The sequence below is a fragment of the Caulobacter sp. SLTY genome, assembly GCF_009905535.1.
GTDB lineage: Bacteria > Pseudomonadota > Alphaproteobacteria > Caulobacterales > Caulobacteraceae > Caulobacter.
Genome location: NZ_JAAALA010000032.1, coordinates 24,740 through 49,714 on the forward strand (window position 1 = coordinate 24,740; position 24,975 = coordinate 49,714).

Sequence of the window (24,975 nt, forward strand, 5' to 3'; positions counted from 1 at the left end):
TGCGGCTGACACCCGCGCGCAAAAACCTAGACCCAGGACAGGACATGCGTATCCGTCATTTGCTGCGCGCGTCGGCATCCGCCGTCGTGCTTTCCGCCGTTATGACTTCGGCCGCCTTCGCTCAGGAAGACCCGGCGCAGGAAGAGGCGAACACCGTCGACACCATTATCGTGACCGTCAACAAGCGTGAGCAGAGCCTGCAAGAGGTTCCCGCCACCGTCACCGCCCTGTCGGGCGAGCTGATGCAGGACGCCGGCGTCAAGGACATCAAGGATCTGCAGATCCTGACCCCCGGCCTGACCGTCACCTCGACCTCGAACGAAACCGTCACCACCGCCCGTATCCGCGGCGTCGGCACCGTGGGTGACAACCCCGGCCTGGAAAGCTCGGTCGGCATCGTGATCGACGGCGTCTACCGTCCGCGTAACGGCGTCAGCTTCGGCGACCTCGGCGAGCTGGAGCGCGTCGAAGTGCTGAAGGGCCCGCAAGGCACCCTGTTCGGCAAGAACACCTCGGCCGGCGTTATCAATATCCTGACCGCCCAGCCGGAATTCGAGTTCGGCGGCGCCGCCGAGCTGACCGCCGGCAACTACGGCCAGATCGGCGGTTCCGCCTCGGTCACCGGCCCGATCTTCGGCGACAGCGTCGCCGGCCGCCTGTTCTTCGCCAAGCGTGAGCGCGACGGCTTCCTCGACGTGGTCACCGGCCCCGGCCCGCGCGGCAACACCGAGGATGTGGACCAGGACTTCTGGACCATCCGCGGCCAGATCCTCGCCACCCCGTCGGACGACCTCAGCATCCGCCTGATCGCCGACTACACCGAGCGTAACGAAAACTGCTGCCTGGCCACCCAGCTGCAGGTCGGCAACGCCGCCAACAGCCGCGCCAATCTGGTCAACCTGACCCGTCCGGGCAGCATCAACGCCAACACCAACGAAGACCCCTTCAGCCGCCGCGCCTACGGCAACCGGTCGACCCGCCAGTTCATCCAGGACAAGGGTTTCTCGGCTGAAGTCGAGTGGGACATCACCCCGGACATCTCGATCACCTCGATCACGGCCGCCCGCACCTGGACCGCCGAAACCGGCCAGGACAGCGACTTCACCGCCGCCGACCTGGTCTACCGTCCGAACGACGGCACCAACTTCGTGAACTTCGACCAGTTCAGCCAGGAGCTGCGCGCCAACGGCGAAGCCGGTCCGGTCAACTGGCTGGTCGGCGCCTTCTACGCCAGCGAAGACCTGGATACCCGTTCGCGCCTGAACTACGGCGTGGACTACTACAACTACTTCGCTGGCCGCGTGCTGAGCGGTGTGCCGGCCCTGCTGGGCCTCACCTCGGGCACGATCTACCAGCCGGGCAACGGCTCGGACGACCGCTACAAGCAGTCGGACGAAACCTTCGCGCTGTTCACCGACAACACCTGGTCGATCACCGAAAGCCTGAAGCTGACCGCCGGCCTGCGCTACACCTGGTCGGAAAAGTCGCTGACCACCGACTACACCACCACGGGCTCGTCCTGTGACCAGGGTGAAGCGGCGTTCTCGACCCTGGCCGGCCTGGTCGGCGTGCCGACCGCGACCACCATCGTCGGCGGCCTCTGCCTCAACGCCCAGAACAACGACTTCGACGCGCTGGGCGTCTACACCCAGGACCGCAGCGAAGAAGAGCTGACCGGGACCATCAAGCTGGCCTGGAACATCAACGACGACATCATGCTCTACGGCTCCTATGCCCGTGGGTACAAGTCGGGCGGCTTCAACCTCGACCGGGTCAACATCGCCTGCCCGTTCGGCGGCCGCACCACCACCACCATCGCCGGCCTGGCCTGCGTCAACACCACCCTGCCGGTCGACTTCCAGCCGAACCCGGACACCAGCTTCGAAGGCGAAAAGGCCGACAGCTGGGAACTGGGCATCAAGACCAACTGGTTCGACAACAGCCTCCTGCTGAACGCTACCCTGTTCCACCAGAAGTTCACTGACTTCCAGCTGAACACCTTCGTGGGTACCGCCTTCATCGTGGAGTCGATCCCCGAGCTGACGTCGACCGGCGTGGACGCGGACTTCCTGTGGTTCACCCCCTTGGACGGCCTGACCATCCAGGGCGGCGTGACCTACGCCCAGACCGAGTTCGGCGACTTCGACGCGCTCGACCTGACCGACCCCAGCAAGTTCAACGGCATCTTCCGCCTGCCGGGGTCCACCGCCCCGTTCGCGCCGGAATGGTCGACCTCGCTGGCCGGCAGCTATGAGCGGAACATCGGTTCGCTGACCTTCCGCGGCAACCTGTCGTGGAAGTACACCACCAGCTACAACACCGGTTCCGACCTGCACCCGGTCAAGGAACAGGAAGGCTTCTCGCTGGTGAACGGTCGCGTCGGCATCGGCAGCGAAGACGGTCGCTGGACCGTCGAGCTGTTCGCCAACAACCTGTTCGACCAGGAGTACATCCAGGTGGCCTTCAACGGCCCGTTCCAGGTCGACACCTCCAACCCCTACAACCAGGCGGCGGATGACAACATCTCCACCTACGACGCCTTCCTGGGCGCCCCGCGCACCTGGGGCGTGACCCTGCGCAGCAAGTTCTAAGCTTAGAACTTCAACGCGAAGCGTTGAGGCGGTCCGGAGCAATCCGGGCCGCCCTTCTTCGTTTCAGGGGGCTTGGTTTCCGGAAAATGCCTCGCGCAGCGCCGCCGCGCTTCGGTCCGACTGCGCCCGCGCGCGATCCGAGACGACGGCCAGGTTGAGAAAGCCGTGGGTGGCCCTGGGCTCGATATGGTGGACCACCTCGGGCAGGCGGCGGCAGAGCCGCTTGGCGTCCAGCCGGGTCGGATCTCGTCCGCCGCTGGCGATAAAGGTTCGTGGCAGGACCGGCGCCTGCGTCGACAGCAGGGTCAGGTCGCGCGGGTCGGCGACCCCGTCCCCTACATAGACCCGCCGCAGCCAGCGGCGGGTCACCGCGAACAGCGGCGGATCGTGCTCGACCGGATCGAGCGCCAGCAGCGGATAGAACAGGGCCAACCCATCCACGGGCGAGCCGACATGGGCGCGCCTCAAGGCGGCGGCGACCGCCAGCAATCCGCCGGCAGAGTCGCCTCCGGCCAGCAACCGGCGGGGCTTGAAAGACAAGGCCTCCGTCGTGGCCGCCCAGGCCAGGGCGCGCTCGGCGTCGTCATGCGCGGCCGGGTAGGGCGCTTCCGGGGCCAGCCGGTAGTCCACCGCCAGGATGTTGAACCCGGACGAGGCGGCCAGTCGGCGGCAGGCGGCGTCGTGCGTGGCCAGGCTGCTGCTGACCAGCCCGCCGCCGTGCAGAAAGACGATCAGGTCCAGGGCCTCCGCGTCAGGCCGATAGAGCCGCACCGGAACCGAGCCGGCCCGATGATCGGAAATCTCGTAGAGATCCGGCGCGCCTGGATCGGGCCGGGCCAGCCAGGGGTCGAGCCGGTCGCGGATCAGCTTGACCAGCACGATGCCTCTAGACCTCCACCGACCCGCCGAAACTGGCCGAGCCGACGCCCAGCCAGGGCAGGGCCAGGGCCACCCCCATCAACAGTTCGACGATCGCCGCCTGGCGCAGCATCGGGTCGCTGTTGCGGTCCACCACCAGCGACGCGGTCCGGCCGATCGCCGAGCCCAGCCAGGCCAGCGACAGGGCCCCGACCATCAGCCGACCCATGCTGGGCGCATAGCCGAGGGCCATCGCGGCGCCGGCATGGCTGAGGATCAGCGCCCCGGCCAGCGCCCGCTCCTCCGCCCGCCCCCGCGCCTTGACCGTCCGGGGCCGGGCGATCCGCAGACCGCCCATCACCCCGCCAAGACAGCAGGCGATCACGGCGATCATCACGGCGAGGTTCAGGTTGGCGAGGACATGCATGCCCTGGCCTTACCCCGCCCCCTCACCCCGGCCAAGTGTGGTGCACGGCCTCGACGTTGCGACCGTCCGGATCCAGCACGAAGGCGCCGTAGTAGCCGGGATGGTATTGCGGGCGCAGGCCGGGCGGGCCGTTGTCGGTTCCGCCCGCGGCCAGGGCGGCGGCATGGAAGGCGTCCACCGCGGCCCGGTCCTGGGCCAGGAAGCAGATGTGGGCCGCGCCCGTGCCCGCCGGGGCGTCGCTCAGCCAGAAGCTCGGCTTGCCTGACTGAATGTCGCGCCGGTCGGAGGTGTTGGCGTAGCCGCAGGTGTTTGTACCGCCAGTTTGGTCCGGCCCGTATTCCTGCACGACGCTGATGCCGAGTGGGGCAAGGGCTGCATCGTAAAATCGTCTGTGGGCGGTGTAATCGCTGACGTTGATGCCCAGGTGATCGATCATCGGTCTGATCCTTCTTTCCACCCCGGCCGCCAGCCTGCTTTTTCAGCAACGGCCTGGCAACCGCGACGATCCGTCCCCGTCAGAGGAATCGATTCGACTCCATCGTCGTCGCGCTGTCATGGTGAGCCCTTAAGGGTTTGGTAACTCTTCCAGTTCGCCGGGGGCCTGTTTGCGTTCGTTTCTTCGCCTGCGCACCGCTTGCGTGTCGGCGTCCGCCAACCCCTCCGCACATCCCTACACCCCAATTTCCCCCGCCCTCGTCCGGGCGGCGATTTCCCGTGAGGCTTTCCAATGACCGTTATCTTCTCCGAGAACTTCAACACCTTCACGGGCACGGGCCTGGCGACCACGCCGGCGGCGGGTCAGCTCAGCTCCAACGTCTGGCGCGTGACCGGTATGAGCGACAACGCCGCGCCGGTCTACGGGACTTCCTACACGACCGGCGACTTTGCCCGGGGCTCGGTGTCGGCCGCGGTTCCGAGCACGGGTGGCCTCTACAGCCTTGACCAGGGCAGCGGCGACCGCGCCCTCTTGATTCAGCCGGGCGGCGCCGACTTCACCCCCGGCTACATCGAGTTGCGTCTGACGAACACTACCGGGGCGGCAATCAGCGAGTTCACGGTCGCCTTCGACTGGCTCTACCGCAATGATCAAGGCTACGGTCAGTCGCTGTGGTTCGAGTATTCCACAGACGGGACCAACTTCACCCGCGTGGTCGCGGCCGACCTGTCGACCGGGACGACCGCCGTCGGCGCCACCTTGGTCGAAGCCGCCCAGTCCCTGAACATCACCGGCGTGAACATCGCGGCCAATGCCCAGTTCTACCTACGCTGGAACAGCGACGACGCCGGTGGGTCTGGCAGCCGCGACGAGGTCGGTATCGACAATGTCGTGGTCAGCATCCCCGACGCCGGCGCCTCCAACGTCACCATCGGCGACGTCTCCATAGTCGAAGGTGACAGCGGAACCAGCCTGCTGACCTTCACTGTTACCCGCAGCAACGACACCGGCGCCTTCACGGTCGACTACGCCACCCTGGGCGACAGCGCCTCGGACGCCTCCGATTTCGACGCCACCAGCGGCACCATTACCTTCGCCGCCGGCAGCGGCATCCTGACCCAGACCTTCACCGTCGTGATCGACGGCGATATCGACATCGAGGCCAACGAGAGCTTCTTCGTGAATCTCTCCAACGTGGTGAACACCACCGGCACAGCCACGGTCACCGACGCCCAGGGTGTCGGCACGATCACCAACGACGACTTCCCGCCGACCGTCTCGATCGGCGATGTCTCGATCGCCGAGGGCGACGCCGGGACCAGCCTGCTGACCTTCACCGTCACCCGGACGGAAGAGGACACTGCCTTCACCCTCGACTTCGACACCGTAGTTGGCGGCTCGGCCACGGCTGGCGTGGACTACGAGGTGGTCAGCGGCGGTACGGTCACCTTCACCCAGGGCGGTTCGCTGACCCAGACGGTCACGGTCACCATCGACGGCGACCTGGACATCGAGGGCGACGAGACGATCGCCGTCGAGATCAGCAATATCCAGAACACGGTCGGCGCGACCACCATCGCCGACGGCGCGGCGACCGGGACCATCCTCAACGACGATGTGACCACCCGGATCTATGACATCCAGGGCGAGAGCCACCTTTCGACCTTTGATGGCCAGCAGGTGACCACCATCGGCGTGGTCACCGCCATCGACAAGGACAACAACGCCTACTGGATCCAGGACCCGAACGGCGACGGCAACCGCAACACCTCTGACGGCATCTATGTGTTCGTGGGCGGGGCGCTGCCCTCGTCCATCGTGGTCGGCAACCTTGTCCGCGTCACCGGTACGGTCGATGAGTTCCAGCCCGGCGGCGCAGCGAACCTCAGCCTGACCGAAATCGTCAGTGTGACCAGCACCACGCTGCTGCAGGCCGGCTACGGCGTGCCGACCGCCGTGACCATCGGCGATACGGCCAACGGCGCTGACTACACCCCGCCGCTGGTCAACCTGGGCTCGACCACCAACGCCTTCGATCCGACGACCGAGGGCGTCGACTTCTGGGAAAGCCTGGAAGGCATGCTGGTCACCCTGCAGGATGTGCGGACCACCAGCCCGTTCAAGTCCAGCTTCGGCGAAGTCATGGTCACGATGGACGTGGGCGCCAACGACAGCGCCAACGGCCGGGGCGGCCTCACGATCAGCGACGAAAGCCCCGACGGGGTGCTGCCGGTCGACAAGACCTTCGACTTCAACCCCGAGCGGATCCAGCTGGACGACGAGGCGCTGGGCGGCTCCATCGGGGCCATCACCACCACGGGCCAGACCGTGGTCGGCGGGGATGTCACGGGCGTCGTCAGCTATGGTCAGGGCTTCTACGACGTGAACGTCACCCAGGCGGTGACCTTCGATCCCTCGACCCTGGTCAAGGAAGTCACCACCATCGAGGAGAACCTCGACCGGCTGACCATCGCCACCTTCAACGTCCGCAACCTGGCGCCCATCGGCTTCAACGGCGGCGATGGGGTGACCACCCAGACTACGCTCAACAATCTGGCCGACGCCATCGGCACGAACCTGAAGACCCCGGACATCATCGGCCTGCAGGAGCTGCAGGACTTCAACGGGACCAGCACGACGGGTGATGGGGACGCCACCCTGACGATGAGCCAGCTCATCCAGACGATCTTTGATCGCACCGGCGTGCAGTACTACGGCATTCTATCAGACCCGGTGGACGGCGCCGAAGGCGGCGCCGGCGGCGGCAACATCCAGGTGGCCTTCCTCTACCAGGCCGACGCGGTCACCCCGACCCTCGGCAATGGCCTAGTCCCGACCAGCAACCCCTACATCTCGAAGTTCCCGACCGCCGACCGGATCGGAACGGGCAACACCGACTTCGACGCCACCCGCAAATCGATCCCCATCGAGTTCACCCCGGCCGGCTACACCGAGACCGAGGGCGGCAGCTTCTGGGTGATCAACAACCACTTCAGCAGCAAGGGCGGCTCGGCCGTCCTGATCGGCGCCAACCTCGACAGCGAATACTACGCCGAGCCGCTGAACTCCGACTCGGTGAAGCGCGAGGGCCAGGCCATCGCCGTGAAGGCCTTCATCGACGGCATCCTCGCCGACGGCAATCCGCTGAACGACAAGATCATCGCCCTGGGCGACTTCAACGACTTCCAGATCTTCCCGGTGATCGAGATCATCACCGGTGAGATCGAACGGCTGGCCGCCGGCACGGGCAATACGGCCAGCACCTTCGTCAGCGGGACGCAGGTCCTGGAAGCCCTGATCAACCTGCTGCCGCCGGAAGAACGCTACAGCTACAGCTTCGATGGCAACGCCCAGGCGCTGGACAATATCATCGCCACGCTCGATCTGCTGATCGACGCCCAGTACGACATCGTCCACATCAACTCCGAGTTCTCGACCCAGCTGTCGGACCACGACCCGGGCCTCGCCTCCCTGGTCTTCGACCGTTCCGCCGCATTGGCCGGCGACGGGGACGACGCCCTGACCGAGGCAGCCTACATCGCCCGCTTCGGCGCCATCCGCGGCAGCATGGCCGGTGACGACATCATCTACGCCCGGGGCGGCAACGACCTGATCGAGGGCAGCGAGGGCGCCGACTACATCGATGGCGGGGACGGCATCGACACGGTCGACTACTCTGGCTCGTCCTTCCCGGTGAACGTCGACCTGGCGGCCGGCACCGTGTCCGGCGGCTTTGGCGACGGGGACACCCTGATCAGCATCGAGTACGTGATCGGCAGCGGCGGGGCGGACGTCTTCAACGGCGACGCCGGGGCCAACATCCTCGATGGCGGCGCGGGCGCGGACATCCTCACGGGCCTCGCCGGCAACGACAGCTACTATGTCGATGACGCCGGTGACCAGCTGATCGAGTCCAGCGGCATCGATACGGTGTTCGCCGCGATCAGCTACACCCTGGTCAACGCCGACAACCCGGCCCTCAGCGGCGTGTTCGAAAAGTTGGTGCTGACCGGCACGGGCGACATCGACGGGACCGGCAACACCCTGTCCAACCACATCACCGGCAACAGCGGCGCCAACGTCCTGACAGGCGGCGCCGGTTCCGACAGCCTCTGGGGCATGGGCGGCATCGACCAGCTGGTCGGCGGGGCCGGCAACGACATCCTCGACGGCGGCGCGGGCGATGACGTCATGGACGGCGGCGCGGATGCCGATACCTATCTTGTGGATAGCGCTGGCGACACGGTCATCGACTCCGCCGGTTACGACACGGTCCGCTCAACGGCCGCAGCCTACACCCTCGGCCTGGGCATCGAGGTCCTGACCCTCGAGGGCGCGGCGATCAGCGGGACCGGCAACGACCTGGCCAACGCCATGAACGGCAGCGCCATCGCAAACATCCTGAACGGCGCGATCGGCACCGACGTGATCAACGGCAATGGCGGGGATGACGCCCTCGACGGCGGAGCCGACAGCGACCGGCTGTACGGCGGCGCAGGAGCCGATGACCTGATCGGCGGCCTGGGCGCCGATATCCTGGACGGCGGGGCGGACGCCGACGACATGACGGGTGGTCAGGGCAACGACACCTACTATGTCGACAACGCCGGCGACACGGTCGTCGAGACCGCCGGCCAGGGCCAGGACACCGTCTATGTCACCGCGGGCGCACTGGTCCTCGGCGCGACCTCGGAGATCGAGACGATCATCGTCACGGCGGCCGGGGGCGCCAGCGTCACCGCCAGCAACACCGCCAACCGGATCACCGGCGGGGCGGGGAACGACACCCTGATCGGCCTGGACGGCGCCGACACCCTGAACGGCGGCCTTGGCGCCGACGTCATGGAAGGCGGCCTCGGCTTCGACGTCTTTGTGGTCGACAACTTCTCCGACCAGGTCGTCGAGCTGGAGGGTGAGGGCACCGACACCGTCCAGACCGTTCTGGACGGCTATGTGCTGACCGCCAACGTCGAAAACCTGACCCTGACCGGGACAGGCAATCAGGACGGGACGGGCAATCTGCTGGCCAACACCATGATCGGCACCGAGTTCAACAACAGCCTGGACGGCGGCCGCGGCGCCGACCGGCTGTTCGGCAACGGCGGCGCCGACGACCTGTTCGGCGGCGGGGACAACGATTACCTCAACGGCGGCAACGGGGACGACTTCCTCTACGGCGGGGACGGCAACGACATCATGATCGGTGGCGCCGGCCGGGACTATTTCGAAGCCGCCGACGTTGTTCGCGCATCGCTGCCGGGTGAAGGCGCCCCGCTGGACACCATCACCGACTACGAAGCCGGCGAGGTGATCGGCCTGGGCATCACCGAACTGCACTTCCAGTCGGCTTTCAACGGCACGGCCTACCAGGCCAAGCTGACCTACACGCTGAGCAGCAACACCACGCTGTTCCAGCTCGATGTGAATGGGGACAACAACGTCGATTACGCCCTGCGCATCAACGGCAACCAGACCGGCAACACCACCATCGTGGGCCAGCAGGATGCGCCGGGCGGCGGTTGGTACCTGTTCGGTTGAGGCGTCTCGCCCTGACCTGCCGCGCTAGCTGCGCAGCAGGTTCAGGAGAGAGCTGTCGCGCAGGGTTGAGAACACCTGGGCGCTGGCCTGGACGGCGGTCTGGGCCTGCTGCAGCCGGCTGATCGCCTCGGCCATGTCGACCTCGGTCACATCGGCGACCACGCCCTGCAGCATGGCGCTGCGCGCCTCCTGCCGCTCCAGGGAGGCGTCGAGGCGGTTCTGGTTCAGGCCGTTGCGGGCGGTCTGTTCGGTCAGGCCCACGCGGGCGGCGTCGAAGTCGTCCAGCATGCCTTCCAGGAAGCTGGCCTGAGCATCGGTCATCGGGCTGGAGAAGGCGCCGTTGGTCTCGATATAGGCCTGCACCTGGCGAAAGGCCTCGAACAGGTCGCTGCCCAGTTCGTCGGCCAGGAAGCCGCTCTCGATGGTGGTCGATTCGTCCAGCCGGCTGACGGGCTTGAGGCCATCATTGGTGAACAGGTCGGCGATGGCCGGCGCGGCGGTGAGGTCGGCCAGGCCCTCGGCCGTTACCGGCTTGGTGTCGATCTGGCCGCCGGAGAATAGATAACGGCCGCCGTGGCGGGTGTTCAGCGCCTCTGTCGCCGAGCCGAACCAGCTCGACAGTTCCCCGGCCAGGGCGTCGGCCCGGCCCGCGGCCAGCGCCTCGGCGATGGCCTGCCGGGCGCCCTGGGCGGAGTCGGCGGCCTGGTTCAGGGCCAGATCCTGGGCTTCCAGCCGGGCGGTCAGCACCTTGCCCTGCTCGAGGAAACCCTCGACCCGGGTCTGCACCGAACGGGCGGCCATCAGGGTTTCGGCGTGGCGGGAGAAACCCTTCAGATCATCGGCGGACTTGCCGCTGGAGACCTGCTGGTTGGCCTCGGCCTGCCGGGACTGGGCCCGCATCAGGTCCGACAGGACGATGGAGTAGTTATTGGCGGTGGCGACGCGGGTCATGGATCAGTTCACGCTCCCATCATGCCGAGCAGGGTGTCGTACATGTCCTTGCTGGCCTGGATGACCCGGGCCGAGGCGTTGAACGCCTGCTGATAGGTGGTCATGGCGACCAGCTCCTCGTCGAGGTTGACGCCCTCGACCGAGGCGCGTCGTTCGGTGGCTTCCGCCGCCACGGCCTGGGCCGTATCGCGGCGGGCGATGGCGGCCTCGGCCCGGCGGCCGACCGAGCCGGCGAGTTCCGAGGCGTAGCGGCTGACCGACATGGTGACCGAGCCGAGGCCCCCGGCCGCGTCGAAGGCGGCGTTGGTCTCGCCGGCCTTGGCCAGCAGCAGGGCGCCGGCCCCGTCGCCGCTGGACAGCACCGGCCGACCGGCGGCGTCCTGCGTCAGGTCCAGCTTGGCCAGCGCCAGCTTCGAGGGATCGGCGGCGATGTCGGCGCGGATCTCGAACCGGCCGGCGCGGCCGCTGCGCTGGGCGCCGCCGATGCCGAACAGCTCGCTGATCGAGGGGCCGCCCGCACCGCGCTGGGTGTTGTCGGAGATGACGCTGATCCCGCCGTTGGTGGGGGAGAAGGCCATCTGGCCGTCGGCGTCCAGGCTGAACTGGCCATACAGCCCCACCCCGCCGCTGGTGGCGTTCAGGGCGTTCAGCAGGTCCTGCATGCTCCCGCCCGCCGGCACGGCGACGGCCACGTCGCGAATCCGCGCCCCCTCGCTGTCCGCGACCCGGAAAGTGATGGTCTCGCCGGCGGTGAAGCCGTGGGCGTCGGTCGCCTTCAGGCCGGTGTCATAGAAGGCGAAGCGGTCGGAGGTGACCAGGTCGTTCAGCCCGAAGAAATGGGAGAAGGTCTTGCCGACCTTGGCCGAGGGGTTGGCGGCGCTCTCGGTGAAGGCGATGCCGTTGCCGCCCGAGGCGTTCAGGCTCAGCGCCCCGTTCGCGAAACTGGCCGTGCCCATGCCGCCCAAGGCGCCGTTGAGCTGGGTCAGGAAGTTGGCCGGGGTGAAGGCGGTGGCCGCGCCGCCGTCGACGCTCATGGTCCCGGCGGAGAAGTTGATGTCCACCTGGCGCTGCAGGGTCCCGTTGGGGCTTACGATGGCCAGGCTGGTCGTCCCGCTGAAGCCGGAGACGGCGGTGGGCAGGTCCAGCCCGGTGTTGCGGCCGGTCAGGCTGGCCGGCGGCGGGACGGCCGAGGCGGCGTTGTGGGCCCGGTTCAGCTCGTCCACCGCCCGGGTGACGAATTCGGACAGCTGCTGGCCGATGGCCGGCAGCTCCTTGTCGCGCAGGTCCAGCAGCCCGCGCAGCTCCCCGCCGGTCAGCCGGGCCCGCAGCGAGGACTGGCCGGCGGCGCCCGGCAGGGTCACGGTGATCTCGCCGGTCGCCCCGTCGCTGCGCACATAGTTGAGCTTGGCGGCCCCATCGATGCCGGCCAGCGGCACGCCGTCGGAGGCGCGGATGACCACCGCCCCGTTCTCCCGCCGGGTGGCGTTTATGTCGATCAGGGTGGCCAACTCGTCGATCAAGCCGTTCTGGATGGTTTCCGAACCGGTGGAATCGCCGTGCACGCGGGCGCTGGTCACCTGGCCGTTCAGGTCGTTGATCTCGAGCAGCAGCTGGTTGACCCGGTCGACCCCGGCGGCGATGCGGCTGTCGGCCTCGCGGGCCAGGTCCCCCAGGGAGGCGTCGATACGGCCGGCTTCGCTGAGGAAGGTGTTGACGGTGTCCAGGGCCGCCCCGCGCCGCACGGAGGAGGCCGCTTCGTCGGCGGCGGCGCTGAAGGCGGCGTAGAGGGTGTCCAGCCGGGCGAAGAAGCTGTCCTTGCCGCTGGGGTCGCCGAACAGGGCCTGGGCCCGGTCCAGGCTGTCGGCGGTGACGCTGGCCTGGGCGGCGCTGGCGTTGGCGGTGGCGGCGGCCTTCTGCAGATACTGGTCAGAGGCCAGGATGATCCGGGCCACATCGACCCCGACCCCCAGGCCCGCCGAGATCAGCGGCTTCTGCTGGACCAGCTTGCGGACGTAACCGGCGGTATTGACGTTGGCGACGTTGTCCGAGACCGCGCGCAGGCCGGTCTGCGCCGCCATCAGGCCGGTGGTGGCCGAGGACATGATACTGTTCAGGGACATGGCCCGTCGCACTTTCCTGCCCGGCAATGCCTGACGCGAACCGGCTGTTTCTGCCGGGCGGGCGCGAGGCCCGCACGTGAGGACATCTACCAAGCCTTTGAATTACATGGCCTTCCTTCTGAAGCGCCCAAGGCTGTCAGGGGAAGGGTCGCAAGAGTGGCGCCAGTTGGCTCAGCGCCTGTTCGCAGCCGTTGCGAGTTGGGAAGGTGGGGCGTTTTCGACCGGGCAAGCTCGGCAATTTCCGCATGAGGGCGGAACGACCGGTTCGGTTCCTGGTCGGAAATAAGGTCGTAAAATCAAAGCGATAACGCCCTCTGGCACAGTTGGCCCTATCGTTGCTTGGACCGGATCGAATGAGCCGGGCGCAGCAGGCGCCGCCTTCCATCCCTCCCGCCCAAAGGCCTCGCCGCGCCATGACCGCGCCCGTGTCCCTCTTCGCCGGCCTTGCCCAGCCCGCCGCCCGCGCGGCGATGGGCGACGCCGTGGGCGCGGGGCTGACCGGCTTCGACGCGCTTCTGGCCATGCTGACCCAGGCTCTGGACGGGACGCAGGAGGGCGCGACCAGCGAGCAGGACGCCGCGACGAGCGACGCGGAAGAGACCGCCGGCAATCCCAGCCTGGCCGGCTGGCTGGCCCGTGTGCCCGAGAACGCCGTGCTCGCCCAGACCCTGGGCGCGGAGGCCGAAGCCGAGGAGTCGCCCGAGACCTGCGCCGTGTCGGTAAAGTCGATCGTCGATGGCCTGCTGGGCGAGGACGAGGCGACACAGGCGCCGGCCACGACCGGTCAAGCCGCGGCGGAGACGCCCTGGCGCGGCGCGACGCCCGCAACCTTCGGAGCCCGGACGCAGGCCGACGCCGACGCGGCTCTGGCCCGACTGCGCGAGGCGGTTCCCACCGAGACCCTGCCCGCAGCGATCGCCGACCAGATCGAAACCGCCACCACGCCGACCCCGGTGGCCACCGCCCAGGCCGCGGCCCCAGAGGCCGCTCGTCAGGCGGCGGCCGCCGCCGCGCCGACCGATCCACGGCCCACCGACGCCCGCAAGGGCGCCGCGGCCAGCGCCGCCGCCGAACTGAAGACCGAGCGCCAGGACGCCGGGCTCGAGGCGGTCCAGCCGGTCGAAACCGCCGCCGCCGCCGAAGCCTCCGAGACCGCGACCGAGGCGCCGCCGCCCGAAGTCCCGCCGACTGAGGTCGAGGTCGCCGCCCCGGCCCGGCAGGCCGAGCGGCCTGAAACCATTACCCAGGCCCTGATCGGCCGGCTCGACGCCCTGTCGGCCAACGCCGCCGCCGTGGCCGCCCAGGTGCGGGGCGCGCCCGAGACGGTGGCCAAGCTGGCCGCCGGCATTCTCGACCGCCTCGAGGGCAAGACGACCCGGTTCGACATGCAGCTCGACCCCCATGGTCTTGGCAAGGTCGACGTCAGCGTCGAGATCGCTTCCGACGGCCGGCTGACCGCTCAGCTGGGCTTCGACAGCGCTCTGGGCCTGAGCGAGCTGCGCGGCCGCGCCCAGGAACTGCGCCAGGCGCTGGAACAGGCCGGATTCTCCCTGGCCGAAAACAGCCTGTCCTTCGACTTCACCGGCCAACAGCGCCGTCAGACCCCCGAGGGCGAGAGCCAGCCCTCCACGGCCTCCGGCCAGGCTTTCGCCCGCGCCCTTGGCCTGGAAGCCGAGGCCGACGCCGCCCCCATTCGCTACCAGGCCCGACGCGGCCTGGACCTGCTGGTCTAGGAGCCCGCCATGACCGATGTCGCCTCAGTTGGCTCCACCCTCGACAAGATCAGCTCGTCCCGGACGCGGCTGGCCGACAGCACCGAGACCTTCCTGGCCCTGCTGACCGCCCAGCTGAAAAACCAGGATCCGCTGTCGCCGATGGATTCCACCCAGTTCACCCAGCAGATCGTGCAGATGACCGGGGTCGAGCAGCAGCTGCTGACCAACGACCTGCTGGCCGCCCTGGTGGGGATGAACGATGGCGGGCTGGCGGAGTCGGTCAACCTGATCGGCAAGACGGTGACCGCCACGACCGGCGCCTCCTACCTGCAAGACGGCCAAGCAAACTGGAGCTACAACCTGCCGCGCGACGCCGCCTCGGTGCAGCTCGACGTGATCGACACCTCCGGCAAGGTGGTGGCCAGCAAGGTGCTGACCGCAACAAAGGCCGGCGACCAGACCTTCGAATGGAACGGCAAGGATAGCCTGGGCAACCAGCTGGCCGACGGAGACTACGGCCTGCGGATCACCGCCAAGGATACCGCCGGGTCCGCCATCACCGCCTCCCAGACCCTGACCGGTATCGCCAGCGCCGTTCAGACCGTCAACGGAACCAACATTGTCACCATTGGGAAGACCAAGGTGCCGATCAGCGCCGTCACGGCCGTGGCCAACACGGTCTGATGACGGCCTTCCTCAATCTCCGGGGCCAGAACCGCCCCGACGCGGCCCGTCCGCATCCGCAGCAGGCGCCTCAACACAGCGTTCAAAAGGAAAAAACGACATGAGCATCAACAGCGCCATGCTCGCCGGGGTGTCTGGACTGGTCGCCAATTCGTCGGCCCTGGCCGCGATTTCCGACAACATCTCCAACGTCAACACGGTCGGCTACAAGCGGAGCCAGGCCAACTTCCAGACCCTGGTGTCGGGCAACAACCGCACGGCCACCTACGCCGCCGGCGGCGTCAGCGCCCAGACGCGCCAGTATGTCACCCAGCAGGGCCTGCCCCAGACCACCACCAACTCCACCGATCTGGCGATCAGCGGGGCCGGTTTCTTCGTGGTGACCGAAAAGCCAGAGGGCCTGCAGGCCAGCGACGCTCGCGCCTTCACCCGCGCCGGCAGCTTCCAGCTCGATAACCTGGGCTACCTGAAGAACGACGCCGGCCTCTACCTGCAGGGCTGGCTGGTCGACGATGCCGGGGTGATCACCACCGACCCGTCGGACCTGGGCCGCCTGAGCTCGATCAACGTCTCCAACGTTGGCGGCGCCGCCGAGCGCACCACCCGGGCGGCGATCAGCGCCAACCTGAAATCCAGCCAGGCGGTCTCGCCGGAGCTGGCCGGCTACGACTCGGTGACCAACTCGATGGCCATGTACGACGCCGAGCTGGGCGTCGGGGTGAAGCCGGACTTCTCGATCCAGGTTCCGGTCTCCGACTCCAAGGGCGGCAAGCGGACGATTCAGATCGACTTCCTCAAGAGCGACGAGCCCAACCAGTGGCTGGCCGAAATCCGCGCCGTGCCCGCCAGTGACGTGGTCACCGGGGCCGGCCTGTCCAATGGCCAGCTGAAGACCGGTATCGTCGCCTTCACCCCCGATGGCCGTCTCGATACCGACGCCACCACCCTGCTCGATCCCGAGAACCCGATCCTGACCTTCGGCGCCTCGACCGACACCACGCCGGGCGCGGGTGAAGTGTCCTGGGCCGAGAGCCTGGGCGTCGACACCCAGGAGATCCGCATCGACCTGGCCGGTGGGGCCGGCGGCCTGACCCAGTACGACAGCCAGTCGATCGTCCAGGGGGTCAACACCAACGGCACCGCCTTCGGCAACCTGACCAACATCGAGATCGACGACGCGGGCTTCGTGACCGCCATCTTCGACAACGGCATCAGCCGCCGGATCGCCCAGGTGGCCATCGCCACCTTCGCCAACCCGGACGGCCTGCGCGCCACCAACGGCAACGCCTACCGGGTGACCCAGGACAGCGGCACCTACAGCCTGAAGGCTGCCGGCACCGGCGGGGCGGGCTCCATCGCGCCCTCCACCCTGGAGGCCTCGACGGTCGATCTGTCGAGCGAGTTCACCGGTTTGATCGTGACCCAACGGGCCTATTCGGCCTCGTCCAAGGTCATCACCACGGCCGACCAGATGCTGGAAGAGCTTCTGAACATCAAGAGATAATTAACTAAGAGACTAACGGCAGTTAACGCTGTCGTGCCAAGTTGAGACAACGGGGTTAGAAGGGGCAAATCCGTGGTTACTGTCGCTTTTACTAGACCGATTCACGGCATGTTATCGCCCGGTCGCTATGGTTCGCCTCAACAGTGATCGTCAGAGAGGCGTAGAACCATGCTTCAGCAGCAGCAGCGCGTGAACAGCAAGGGCGAGCGATATGTCATCGGGCCGACCGGTGCGCCCCTGACGCTGTCCGACCTGCCGCCGGCCAACACCGAGCGGTGGGTCATCCGCCGCAAGGCCGAGGTGGTCGCCGCCGTCCGTGGCGGCCTGCTCACCCTCGACGACGCCTGCGAGAGGTACCGGCTGACCAACGAGGAATTCCTCAACTGGCAGTCCTCCATCGACCGCCACGGCCTTGCCGGCCTGCGCACCACCCGTCTGCAACAGTATCGCTGAGCCGCTCCGCCCCCCTTCAAGGCTCGGCGTGTAAGCGCGGCCGCATCCCGACGGGGATGCGGCCGTTGCTGTTTGGGGGTCACTGCACCCACCCCCAACTTCTTAAACCCCCGTTTACCCTGCACCCGGTAAATCCTGCCTAGCGGACCCGGCAGAAGCGGGCGTTGGTGTCGTTTCGAGGGGCTATCCCAGGGTGGACAGGCTTTTAGGCGCGTTGAAGGGTGGCGGCCTGGTGCGGCTGCTGGTGATGGTCGGGGTGGGCGTGGGCCTGCTCGCGGCGATCCTTGCCCTGACCACCGGGTTCTTCACCCAGCCCAAGCAGCTGCTCTACGCCAACATGGACCTGAAGGAAGCCGCGGCGGTCACCGAGGCGCTCGACCAGGCCGGCATCAAGTATGAGGTCCAGGGCGACGGATCGAGCATCCTGGTCGATCGTGACAAGGTCGCTTCCACCCGCCTGCTGGTCGCCGGCAAGGGCCTGGTGACCTCCGGTTCGGTCGGTTACGAACTTTTTGACGGTGGCTCCGCCCTGGGCCAGACCGACTTCGTCCAGCAGCTCAACAAGCAGCGCGCCCTGGAAGGCGAGCTCGCCCGCACCATCCGCTCGCTGGGCGGGGTCAGCGACGCCCGGGTCCATCTGGTGCTGCCCAAGCGCCAGCTGTTCGAGGAAGAAGCCGCCCAGCCCTCGGCCTCGGTCGCCCTGACCATCAGCGGCCGCAAGCCCAGCGCCGAACAGGTGCAGGGGGTGCAGAACCTGATCGCCGCCGCTGTCGATGGGCTGAAGCCCGAGAGCGTGGTGGTCGTCGACCAGAAGGACGGCAAGACCCTGTCGGCCGGGGGCGGCGGGGCCGGGGCGCTCGGCCGCATGGCCGACGATCGCCGCAGCGAGGTTGAGCAACGCCTGGCCGCCCGCATCAAGGAACAGCTGGAGCCCGTCGTCGGCCCGGGCAAGGCCCGTGTCGAGGTCGCCGCCGACATCGACCTGGCCCGCGTCACCCAGCAGGAAGAGACCTACGACCCCGACGGCCAGGTGATCGTTTCAGAACAGACAACCGAAGAGGCCAGCGAAGAGGGCGCCAATGACGGCAACAACGGCGTCTCGGCCGCCGCCAACATTCCGGGCGAGCCGCCAAACCCTCAGGCCATCCCGCTGAACAAGAACACCGCCCGCGGCGCCACCTCGACCACCAACTACAACAACTCCAAGACCGTCCGCACCGAGGTGATCGAGCCCGGCATGATCAAGAACCTGTCGGTCTCGGTCGCCGTCGATGGCATCCGGGCGGCCGGCGCCAACGGCAAGCCCGGCGCCTATACCCCCCGCTCGCCTGAAGAGATGGCAAAGCTGGAAGAGCTGGTGAAGGCCGCCGTCGGCTTCAATCCGGAGCGCAAGGACGTGGTCAAGGTGATCAATGTGCCCTTTGCCTATTCGGATGTCGGCGACGCCGGGGAGAAGGCCGGCAATCCGCTGACCAGCTTCGACAAGAACGACATCATGCGGGCGGTCGAACTCGGCGCCGGCGCGCTCGTGGTCCTGCTGCTGCTGTTCTTCGGGCTTCGGCCCTTGCTCAAGAGCCTGGGCCAGTCCGGCGCCATCGGCGGCCCGCTGCCGATGCTCGCCGGTTCTGCCGGCGCGGCCGGCCGCGCCCCCGCCGCCGGCGACGTCGCCCAGCTCCAGACCCAGTACGACCCCGCCACCGGCGAGATGCTGGCCCTGCCCGGCGGCGAGCTGGATCAGCGGATCGACATCGCCCGCATCGAGGGCCAGGTGAAGGCCAGCAGCGTCAAGCGGGTCAGCGAGTTCGTCGACACCCACCCGGAGGAGTCGGTCTCGATCCTCCGCAGCTGGCTGCATGAGACCGCATGAGCAGGTCCGGCAAAAGCAAGGCGATCGTTGACGCCGGCCGGCTGAGCGGTCCGGAGAAGGCCGCCGTTGTGCTGCTCGCCCTGGGCGAGGAGCACACCCACATCTGGGAACAGCTGGACGAGGAGGAGATCAAGGAGATCTCCCAGGCCATGGCCAGCCTGGGCACCGTCGCGGCCAGCGTGGTCGAGGAGCTGCTGGTCGAATTCGTCTCCGGCATGTCCAGCTCCGGCGCCATCATGGGCAGCTTCGAGCAGACCCAGCGGCTGCTGTCCGCCTTCCTCCCGCCGGAGAAGGTCGACAACCTGATGGAGGAGATCCGGGGTCCGGCCGGTCGCACCATGTGGGACAAGCTGGGCAACGTGAACGAGGCGGTGCTCGCCAACTATCTGAAGAACGAATACCCCCAGACCGTCGCGGTGGTGCTCAGCAAGATCAAGAGCGACCACGCCGCCCGCGTGCTCACCTGCCTGCCCGAGGACTTCGCCCTCGAATGCGTCCAGCGGATGCTGCGCATGGAGCCGGTGCAGCGGGAGATCCTCGACAAGATCGAACAGACCCTGCGCGTCGAGTTCATGTCCAACCTGGCGCGCACGTCCAAGCGCGACAGCCATGAACTGATGGCCGACATCTTCAACAACTTCGACCGCCAGACCGAGGGGCGATTCATCGCCGCCCTGGAGGAGCGCAACCGAGAGTCTGCCGAGCGTATCCGCGCCCTGATGTTCGTCTTCGAAGACCTCGGCAAGCTCGACCCCGGCGGGGTCCAGACCCTGCTGCGGGCGGTGGAGAAGGACCAGCTGGGCCTGGCCCTCAAGGGCTCCTCCGACGCCCTGCGCGAGATGTTCTTCTCCAACATGTCCGAACGCGCCGCCAAGATCATGCGCGAAGACATGGAGGGCATGGGCCCGGTCCGCCTGAAAGACGTCGACCAAGCCCAGATGGCCATGGTCCAGGTCGCCAAGGACCTGGCCGCCAAGGGCGAGATCATGCTGGCCGGGGCCGGCGGTGACGATGAGCTGATCTACTGATGGCCGCCATCCTCAACAGCTCGGGGCACACCCCCTTCAACTTCGACACCGTCTTCGACGAGGGCGGCGCGGTCGCCTATGAGCCGCCGCGCCAGAAGCGCAGCTTCACCCCCGAAGAGGTCGAGCAGGTCCGCCAGCAGGCCTTCGCCGAGGGTGAGCGTTCCGCCATTGCCCGCGCCGAACATGCCACGGCGGCAGCCCTGGAACAGGTCGCCGCCAGCGCCCGCCTGGGCCTGGGCGCCCTGGCGGAGGTCGCCCACAGCCACCGCGCCGACAGCGCCCACCTGGCCATGGCCGCCGCCCGCAAGATCGCCGACAGCGCCCTCAGCCGTCATCCCGAAGCGCCGGTCGCCGCCGCGCTGGAAGCCCTGTCCCGCGAGGTCGAGGCCAGCCCCCGGCTGGTGGTCAAGGTCGCCGCGGACGCCCGGGAGCCGGTTCAGGCGGTGCTCGACCGCCTAGCCGAAAGCCTCGGCCATCCCGGCCGTATCGAGGCTCGGGCCGAACCCGGCTTTGCCGGCGCCGCCTTCGTCCTCGACTGGGGAGACGGGCGCGCCGCTTTCGATCCCGAGGACGCCGCCCGCCGCATCCAGGACGCCCTCGACCAGGCACTCGCCGCCGAAGGCCTCCACGCCGAACCCCTGATCCCCCAGGACGAAACCCATGGCTGAAGACAATCTGACCCTCGAGGAGTTTGGCTCCGACCAGACCCTGGCCAGCGAGATGCCGGTCGATATGGACGAAAAGACCGCCACCGACCTGGCGCCGGTCTTCGACGTGCCGGTCAACATCTCCGCCGTGCTCGGCCGGGCCAACATGTCGGTCGCCCAGTTGCTGCAGTTGGGCAACGGCAGCGTCCTCGAACTCGACCGCAAGGTCGGCGAGGCGATCGACATCTATGTGAACAACCGCCTGGTGGCGCGGGGCGAGGTCGTCGTGGTCGACGACCGGCTGGGCGTCACCATGACCGAAATCATCAAGGACGGCGACACCGCGGCCTGATCGCCGGGGCGTCGATGGAGAGTAAGAGATGCGGCTTCTGGTCGTCGGAAAACTGAACGGACAGCTGTCCGTCGCCGTGAAGATGGCGATGAACACGGGCGCCAAGGTGGCCCATGTGGAGACCACCGCGGCCGCCACCCAGGCCCTGCGCGCCGGCCAGGGCGCGGACCTGTTGATGGTCGACTATGAGCTCGACATCGGCGGGCTGATCGCCGCCAACGAGGCCGAGCGGATCCGCGTGCCGGTGGTCGCCTGCGGCGTCGGGGCCGATGCGCAGCGTGCGGGCGACGCCATCCGCGCCGGGGCCATCGAGTTCATCCCCCTGCCGCCGGAAGCCGACCTGATCGCCGCCGTGCTGGCCGCCGTGTCGGACGACAACCGTCCGATGGTCGCCCGCGACCCGGTGATGGAACAGGTCATCAAGCTGGCCGACCAGGTCGCGCCCTCGGACGCCTCCATCCTGATCACCGGCGAGAGCGGTGTCGGTAAGGAGGTGATGGCCCGCTACGTCCACACCAAGTCCAAGCGCTCGTCCAAGCCGTTCATCAGCGTCAACTGCGCCGCCATCCCCGAGAACCTGCTGGAAAGCGAACTGTTCGGCCACGAGAAGGGCGCCTTCACCGGCGCCGTGGCCCGCCGGGTCGGCAAGTTCGAGGAGGCCGACGGCGGCACGCTCCTGCTCGACGAAATCAGCGAGATGGACGGCCGGCTGCAAGCCAAGCTCCTGCGGGCCATCCAGGAGCGGGAGATCGACCGGGTCGGCGGCGCCAAGCCGGTGAAGGTCAATATCCGCATCCTCGCCACCTCCAACCGCGACCTGGCTCAGGCGGTGAAGGAGGGGACCTTCCGCGAAGACCTGCTCTACCGCCTCAATGTCGTGAACCTGCGGCTGCCGCCCCTGCGCGAGCGTCCGGGCGACATCGCCGCCCTCTGCGACCACTTCCTCAAGAAGTACGCCAAGGCCAACGGCATGGCTGAAAAGCCGCTCGCGGCCGAGGCCCGCCGCCGCCTGGCCGCCCATCGCTGGCCCGGCAACGTGCGGGAGCTGGAAAACGCCATGCATCGGGCGGTGCTGCTGTCCACGGGCCCGGAGATCGAGGAGTTCGCCATCCGCCTGCCGGACGGCCAGCCCCTGTCGCCGGCCCCCGACGCGGCGGTCGCTCGGACCGCCTCGATGGCGGCCGAGGCCGTCAGCCGCACCCTGGTCGGCCAGACGGTGGCCGAGGTCGAACAGCAGTTGATCCTGGACACCCTGGTCCACTGCTCCGGCAACCGCACCCACGCGGCCACCATCCTCGGCATCTCGATCCGCACCCTGCGCAACAAGCTCAAGGAGTACGGCGACGCCGGGGTGTCGGTGCCGCCGCCCCAGGCGGGCCTCGGCGCCAACGCCGCCTAGAGTTTCGAGTAAGCGATGAGCGACCTGTCCCCCACCTCCGCCTCCAACCCAATGACCGTCCGCCAGGTCTGGGGATGGGTGGCGCGTGGGGATGTGGGGCTGGCGATCGGGATCGTCGGGATCATCGTCCTGCTGATCCTGCCGATCCCGTCGTTCATCCTCGACTTCCTGCTGACCCTGTCGATCACCTCCAGCGTGCTGATCCTGATGACGGCGCTGCTGATCAAGAAGCCGCTGGAGTTCACCGCCTTCCCGACGGTGCTGCTGGTTACCACCCTGTTCCGCCTGGGGCTGAACCTCGCCTCGACCCGCCTGATCCTCAGCCACGGCCACGAGGGCACCCATGGGGCCGGCAAGGTCATCGAAGCCTTCGGCGAGATGATGATGAGCGGCAACTTCATCATCGGGGTGATCGTCTTCGCCATCCTGATCCTGGTGAACTTCGTGGTCGTCACCAAGGGTTCGGGGCGCATCGCCGAGGTGGCCGCCCGCTTCACCCTCGACTCCATGCCCGGCAAGCAGATGGCCATCGACGCCGACCTGTCGTCGGGGCTGATCGACCAGGACGAGGCCAAGAAACGCCGCAAGGAACTGGAGCAGGAATCGACCTTCTTCGGGGCCATGGACGGCGCCAGCAAGTTCGTGCGCGGCGACGCGGTGGCCGCCCTGATCATCACCGCGATCAACATCATCGGCGGCATCCTGATCGGCGTGCTGCAACACGGCATGCCGGCCGGCGAGGCGGCCTCGACCTACACCATCATGACCATCGGCGACGGCCTGGTCAGCCAGGTGCCGGCCCTGGTCATCTCGATCGCCGCCGGCCTGCTGGTCTCCAAGGCGGGGGTCGACGGCGCCGCCGACAAGGCCCTGGTCACCCAGCTGGCCATGAACCCGGTGGGCCTGGGCATGGTCTCGGCCGCCGCCGGGGTCATGGCCCTGGTCCCCGGCATGCCCAAGCTGCCCTTCATCGCGGTGGCCATCGCCACCGGCTGGCTGGCTTGGCGAAGGGCACAGGACGCCAAGGCGGGACCGGTGGTCGATGTCTCCACCCTGCCGGTTGCGGCCGAGCCGGAGGAGGAGCCGATCGGCGCCGCCCTGGCCATCGACGACATCAAGATCGAGCTGGGCTACGGCCTGTTGACCCTGATCAACGACCTGGAGGGCCGCCGCCTTACCGACCAGATCCGCGCCTTGCGGAAGACCCTGGCGGGCGACTTCGGCTTCGTGATGCCCAGCGTGCGCATTCTCGACAACATGCGCCTGCCGACCCAGGGCTACGCCATCCGCGTCAAGGAGATGGAGAGCGGCGCGGGCGAGGTGCGCATCGGCAGCCTGATGGCCATGGACCCGCGCGGCGGCCAGGTCGACATCCCCGGCGAACATGTGCGCGAGCCGGCGTTCGGGCTTCCGGCCACCTGGATCGACGACGCCCTGAAGGAGGAGGCCACCTTCCGCGGCTACACCCTGGTGGACCCCGCGACGGTGCTGACCACCCACCTGACCGAGATTCTCAAGGACAACATGGCCGACCTGCTGTCCTACGCCGAGGTCCAGAAGCTGCTGAAAGAACTGGGCCCCGAGCAGAAGAAGCTGGCGGACGAGCTGATCCCCAGCGTGATCAGCGCCTCCACCCTGCAACGGGTGCTCCAGTCCCTGCTGCGCGAGCGGGTCTCGATCCGCGATCTCGGCACCATCCTCGAAGGCATCGCCGAGGCGGCCCCCCATACCAGCAGCCTCACCCAGCTGACCGAAGCGGTCCGCGTCCGCCTCGGCCGGCAGCTCTGCTGGGCCAACCGGGGCGAGGACGGCGCCTTGCCGATCGTCACCCTGTCACCGGACTGGGAGCAGGCCTTCGCCGACAGCCTGATCGGCGGCGGCGAGGAGCGCCAGCTGGCCATGGCCCCGTCCAAGCTGCAGGAATTCATCAAGTCGGTGCGCGAGGCCTTCGAACGCGCCGCCCTGGCCGGCGACGCCGCCGTCCTGCTGACCAGCCCCATGGCCCGCCCCTACGTCCGCTCGATCATCGAGCGCTTCCGGGGCCAGACGGTGGTGATGAGCCAGAGCGAGGTCCACCCCAAGGCGCGGTTGCGCACGGTCGGCATGGTCTGAACTCCCGCGGAACGATTCTCGCCAATTGCTGTTAGCCATGGGTTGGGGGGCCAGGAGAAAGCCCCATGAACAAGACCTTGTCATCCCTTCTGACCGCCGCCGCGGTGGCCGCGCTCGGCTTCGCGGCCCAGGCCCAGACCCCCTCGCCGCCGACTCCGCCGGCAGCCACCGCCCCGCCGATCGTCGCCCCGACCCAGACGCCGCCCAAGCCGATGAAGCCGCCGGCCCCGGTCGAAGAACCGGCTGAAGTGCCCGCCACCCAGGGTGACACCGTCACCGCCCCGGCCCCCGGC

The 24,975-nt window shown here is 68.0% G+C and carries 17 protein-coding genes and 1 pseudogene; 13 read left to right on the plus strand and 5 right to left on the minus strand.

The genetic code is table 11. From position 1 onward, the window contains the following. Positions 1 to 44 precede the first annotated feature (44 nt). Complete coding sequence (locus GVN21_RS16530; protein ID WP_166575839.1) at positions 45 to 2,591, plus strand: TonB-dependent receptor; 2,547 nt, start codon at positions 45 to 47, stop codon at positions 2,589 to 2,591. A gap of 63 nt (positions 2,592 to 2,654) precedes the next feature. On the opposite strand, the gene GVN21_RS16535 is transcribed toward GVN21_RS16530, so the two are convergent. From GVN21_RS16535 to GVN21_RS16545, 3 genes are read right to left on the minus strand one after another with little or no spacing between them, the layout of a single operon-like run. Further along, positions 2,655 to 3,470 (minus strand): alpha/beta hydrolase fold domain-containing protein, encoded by an 816-nt coding sequence (locus GVN21_RS16535; protein WP_166575840.1) that lies wholly within the window; start codon positions 3,468 to 3,470, stop codon positions 2,655 to 2,657. A gap of 7 nt (positions 3,471 to 3,477) precedes the next feature. After that, a complete protein-coding gene (locus GVN21_RS16540; protein ID WP_166575841.1) occupies positions 3,478 to 3,876 on the minus strand; it encodes a DUF4345 family protein in 399 nt (132 codons plus the stop codon). A gap of 22 nt (positions 3,877 to 3,898) precedes the next feature. After that, positions 3,899 to 4,312: a VOC family protein gene (locus GVN21_RS16545; RefSeq protein WP_166575842.1), complete on the minus strand. Its 414-nt coding sequence runs from the start codon at positions 4,310 to 4,312 to the stop codon at positions 3,899 to 3,901. Positions 4,313 to 4,603: 291 nt separating this feature from the next. On the opposite strand from GVN21_RS16545, the gene GVN21_RS21245 reads away from it, so the two are divergent. After that, complete coding sequence (locus GVN21_RS21245) at positions 4,604 to 9,850, plus strand: Calx-beta domain-containing protein (protein WP_166575843.1); 5,247 nt, start codon at positions 4,604 to 4,606, stop codon at positions 9,848 to 9,850. Between the two features lie 24 nt (positions 9,851 to 9,874). Here the strand turns inward: GVN21_RS21245 and GVN21_RS16555 are convergent, their stop codons facing one another. Then, positions 9,875 to 10,801, minus strand: coding sequence for a flagellin (locus tag GVN21_RS16555; RefSeq protein WP_166575844.1), 927 nt, complete (start codon positions 10,799 to 10,801; stop codon positions 9,875 to 9,877). A gap of 8 nt (positions 10,802 to 10,809) precedes the next feature. Beyond that, entirely contained in the window at positions 10,810 to 12,921 is a 2,112-nt protein-coding gene (flgK, locus tag GVN21_RS16560) for a flagellar hook-associated protein FlgK (protein ID WP_166575845.1), read from the minus strand. Positions 12,922 to 13,346: 425 nt separating this feature from the next. Here flgK and GVN21_RS21250 point away from each other — a divergent pair, with 425 nt between their 5' ends. The 11 genes and pseudogenes from GVN21_RS21250 to GVN21_RS16615 all read left to right on the plus strand — a co-directional run. After that, positions 13,347 to 14,654 (plus strand): flagellar hook-length control protein FliK, encoded by a 1,308-nt coding sequence (locus GVN21_RS21250; RefSeq protein ID WP_166575846.1) that lies wholly within the window; start codon positions 13,347 to 13,349, stop codon positions 14,652 to 14,654. A 9-nt stretch (positions 14,655 to 14,663) separates the two neighbouring features. Continuing rightward, positions 14,664 to 15,320 (plus strand): flagellar hook assembly protein FlgD, encoded by a 657-nt coding sequence (locus GVN21_RS16570; protein WP_166575847.1) that lies wholly within the window; start codon positions 14,664 to 14,666, stop codon positions 15,318 to 15,320. Between the two features lie 100 nt (positions 15,321 to 15,420). Further along, entirely contained in the window at positions 15,421 to 16,824 is a 1,404-nt protein-coding gene (locus tag GVN21_RS16575; protein ID WP_166575848.1) for a flagellar hook protein FlgE, read from the plus strand. Between the two features lie 168 nt (positions 16,825 to 16,992). Further along, positions 16,993 to 17,277, plus strand: a complete 285-nt coding sequence (locus GVN21_RS16580) for a DUF1153 domain-containing protein (protein ID WP_166575849.1) — start codon at positions 16,993 to 16,995, stop codon at positions 17,275 to 17,277. 193 nt (positions 17,278 to 17,470) lie between these two features. After that, positions 17,471 to 19,144: a flagellar basal-body MS-ring/collar protein FliF gene (gene fliF, locus GVN21_RS16585; RefSeq protein ID WP_166575850.1), complete on the plus strand. Its 1,674-nt coding sequence runs from the start codon at positions 17,471 to 17,473 to the stop codon at positions 19,142 to 19,144. Next, positions 19,141 to 20,172, plus strand: a complete 1,032-nt coding sequence (gene fliG, locus GVN21_RS16590; RefSeq protein WP_166575851.1) for a flagellar motor switch protein FliG — start codon at positions 19,141 to 19,143, stop codon at positions 20,170 to 20,172. Before fliF ends, fliG begins: the two co-directional genes overlap by 4 nt. Further along, on the plus strand, positions 20,172 to 20,840 hold the full coding sequence (locus tag GVN21_RS16595) for a flagellar assembly protein FliH (protein WP_166575852.1): 669 nt from the start codon (positions 20,172 to 20,174) through the stop codon (positions 20,838 to 20,840). Before fliG ends, GVN21_RS16595 begins: the two co-directional genes overlap by 1 nt. Then, entirely contained in the window at positions 20,833 to 21,171 is a 339-nt protein-coding gene (gene fliN, locus GVN21_RS16600) for a flagellar motor switch protein FliN (protein ID WP_166575853.1), read from the plus strand. The genes GVN21_RS16595 and fliN overlap by 8 nt, the downstream gene beginning before the upstream one ends. Before the next feature lie 28 nt (positions 21,172 to 21,199). Next, positions 21,200 to 22,570, plus strand: coding sequence for a sigma-54 dependent transcriptional regulator (locus tag GVN21_RS16605; RefSeq protein WP_166575854.1), 1,371 nt, complete (start codon positions 21,200 to 21,202; stop codon positions 22,568 to 22,570). Between the two features lie 15 nt (positions 22,571 to 22,585). Continuing rightward, entirely contained in the window at positions 22,586 to 24,682 is a 2,097-nt protein-coding gene (gene flhA / locus GVN21_RS16610) for a flagellar biosynthesis protein FlhA (protein WP_166575855.1), read from the plus strand. Between the two features lie 65 nt (positions 24,683 to 24,747). Further along, positions 24,748 to 24,975 (plus strand): annotated as a pseudogene (locus GVN21_RS16615) (hypothetical protein); the annotation flags it as partial.

Coding starts and splice junctions, on each gene's coding strand:
- GVN21_RS16530 (WP_166575839.1), top strand. CDS start 45: ATGCGTATCCGTCATTTGCTGCGCGCGTCGGCATCCGCCGTCGTGCTT.
- GVN21_RS16540 (WP_166575841.1), bottom strand. CDS start 3,876: ATGCATGTCCTCGCCAACCTGAACCTCGCCGTGATGATCGCCGTGATC.
- GVN21_RS16545 (WP_166575842.1), bottom strand. CDS start 4,312: ATGATCGATCACCTGGGCATCAACGTCAGCGATTACACCGCCCACAGA.
- GVN21_RS21245 (WP_166575843.1), top strand. CDS start 4,604: ATGACCGTTATCTTCTCCGAGAACTTCAACACCTTCACGGGCACGGGC.
- GVN21_RS16555 (WP_166575844.1), bottom strand. CDS start 10,801: ATGACCCGCGTCGCCACCGCCAATAACTACTCCATCGTCCTGTCGGAC.
- flgK (WP_166575845.1), bottom strand. CDS start 12,921: ATGTCCCTGAACAGTATCATGTCCTCGGCCACCACCGGCCTGATGGCG.
- GVN21_RS16570 (WP_166575847.1), top strand. CDS start 14,664: ATGACCGATGTCGCCTCAGTTGGCTCCACCCTCGACAAGATCAGCTCG.
- GVN21_RS16575 (WP_166575848.1), top strand. CDS start 15,421: ATGAGCATCAACAGCGCCATGCTCGCCGGGGTGTCTGGACTGGTCGCC.
- GVN21_RS16580 (WP_166575849.1), top strand. CDS start 16,993: ATGCTTCAGCAGCAGCAGCGCGTGAACAGCAAGGGCGAGCGATATGTC.
- fliG (WP_166575851.1), top strand. CDS start 19,141: ATGAGCAGGTCCGGCAAAAGCAAGGCGATCGTTGACGCCGGCCGGCTG.
- GVN21_RS16595 (WP_166575852.1), top strand. CDS start 20,172: ATGGCCGCCATCCTCAACAGCTCGGGGCACACCCCCTTCAACTTCGAC.
- fliN (WP_166575853.1), top strand. CDS start 20,833: ATGGCTGAAGACAATCTGACCCTCGAGGAGTTTGGCTCCGACCAGACC.
- GVN21_RS16605 (WP_166575854.1), top strand. CDS start 21,200: ATGCGGCTTCTGGTCGTCGGAAAACTGAACGGACAGCTGTCCGTCGCC.
- flhA (WP_166575855.1), top strand. CDS start 22,586: ATGAGCGACCTGTCCCCCACCTCCGCCTCCAACCCAATGACCGTCCGC.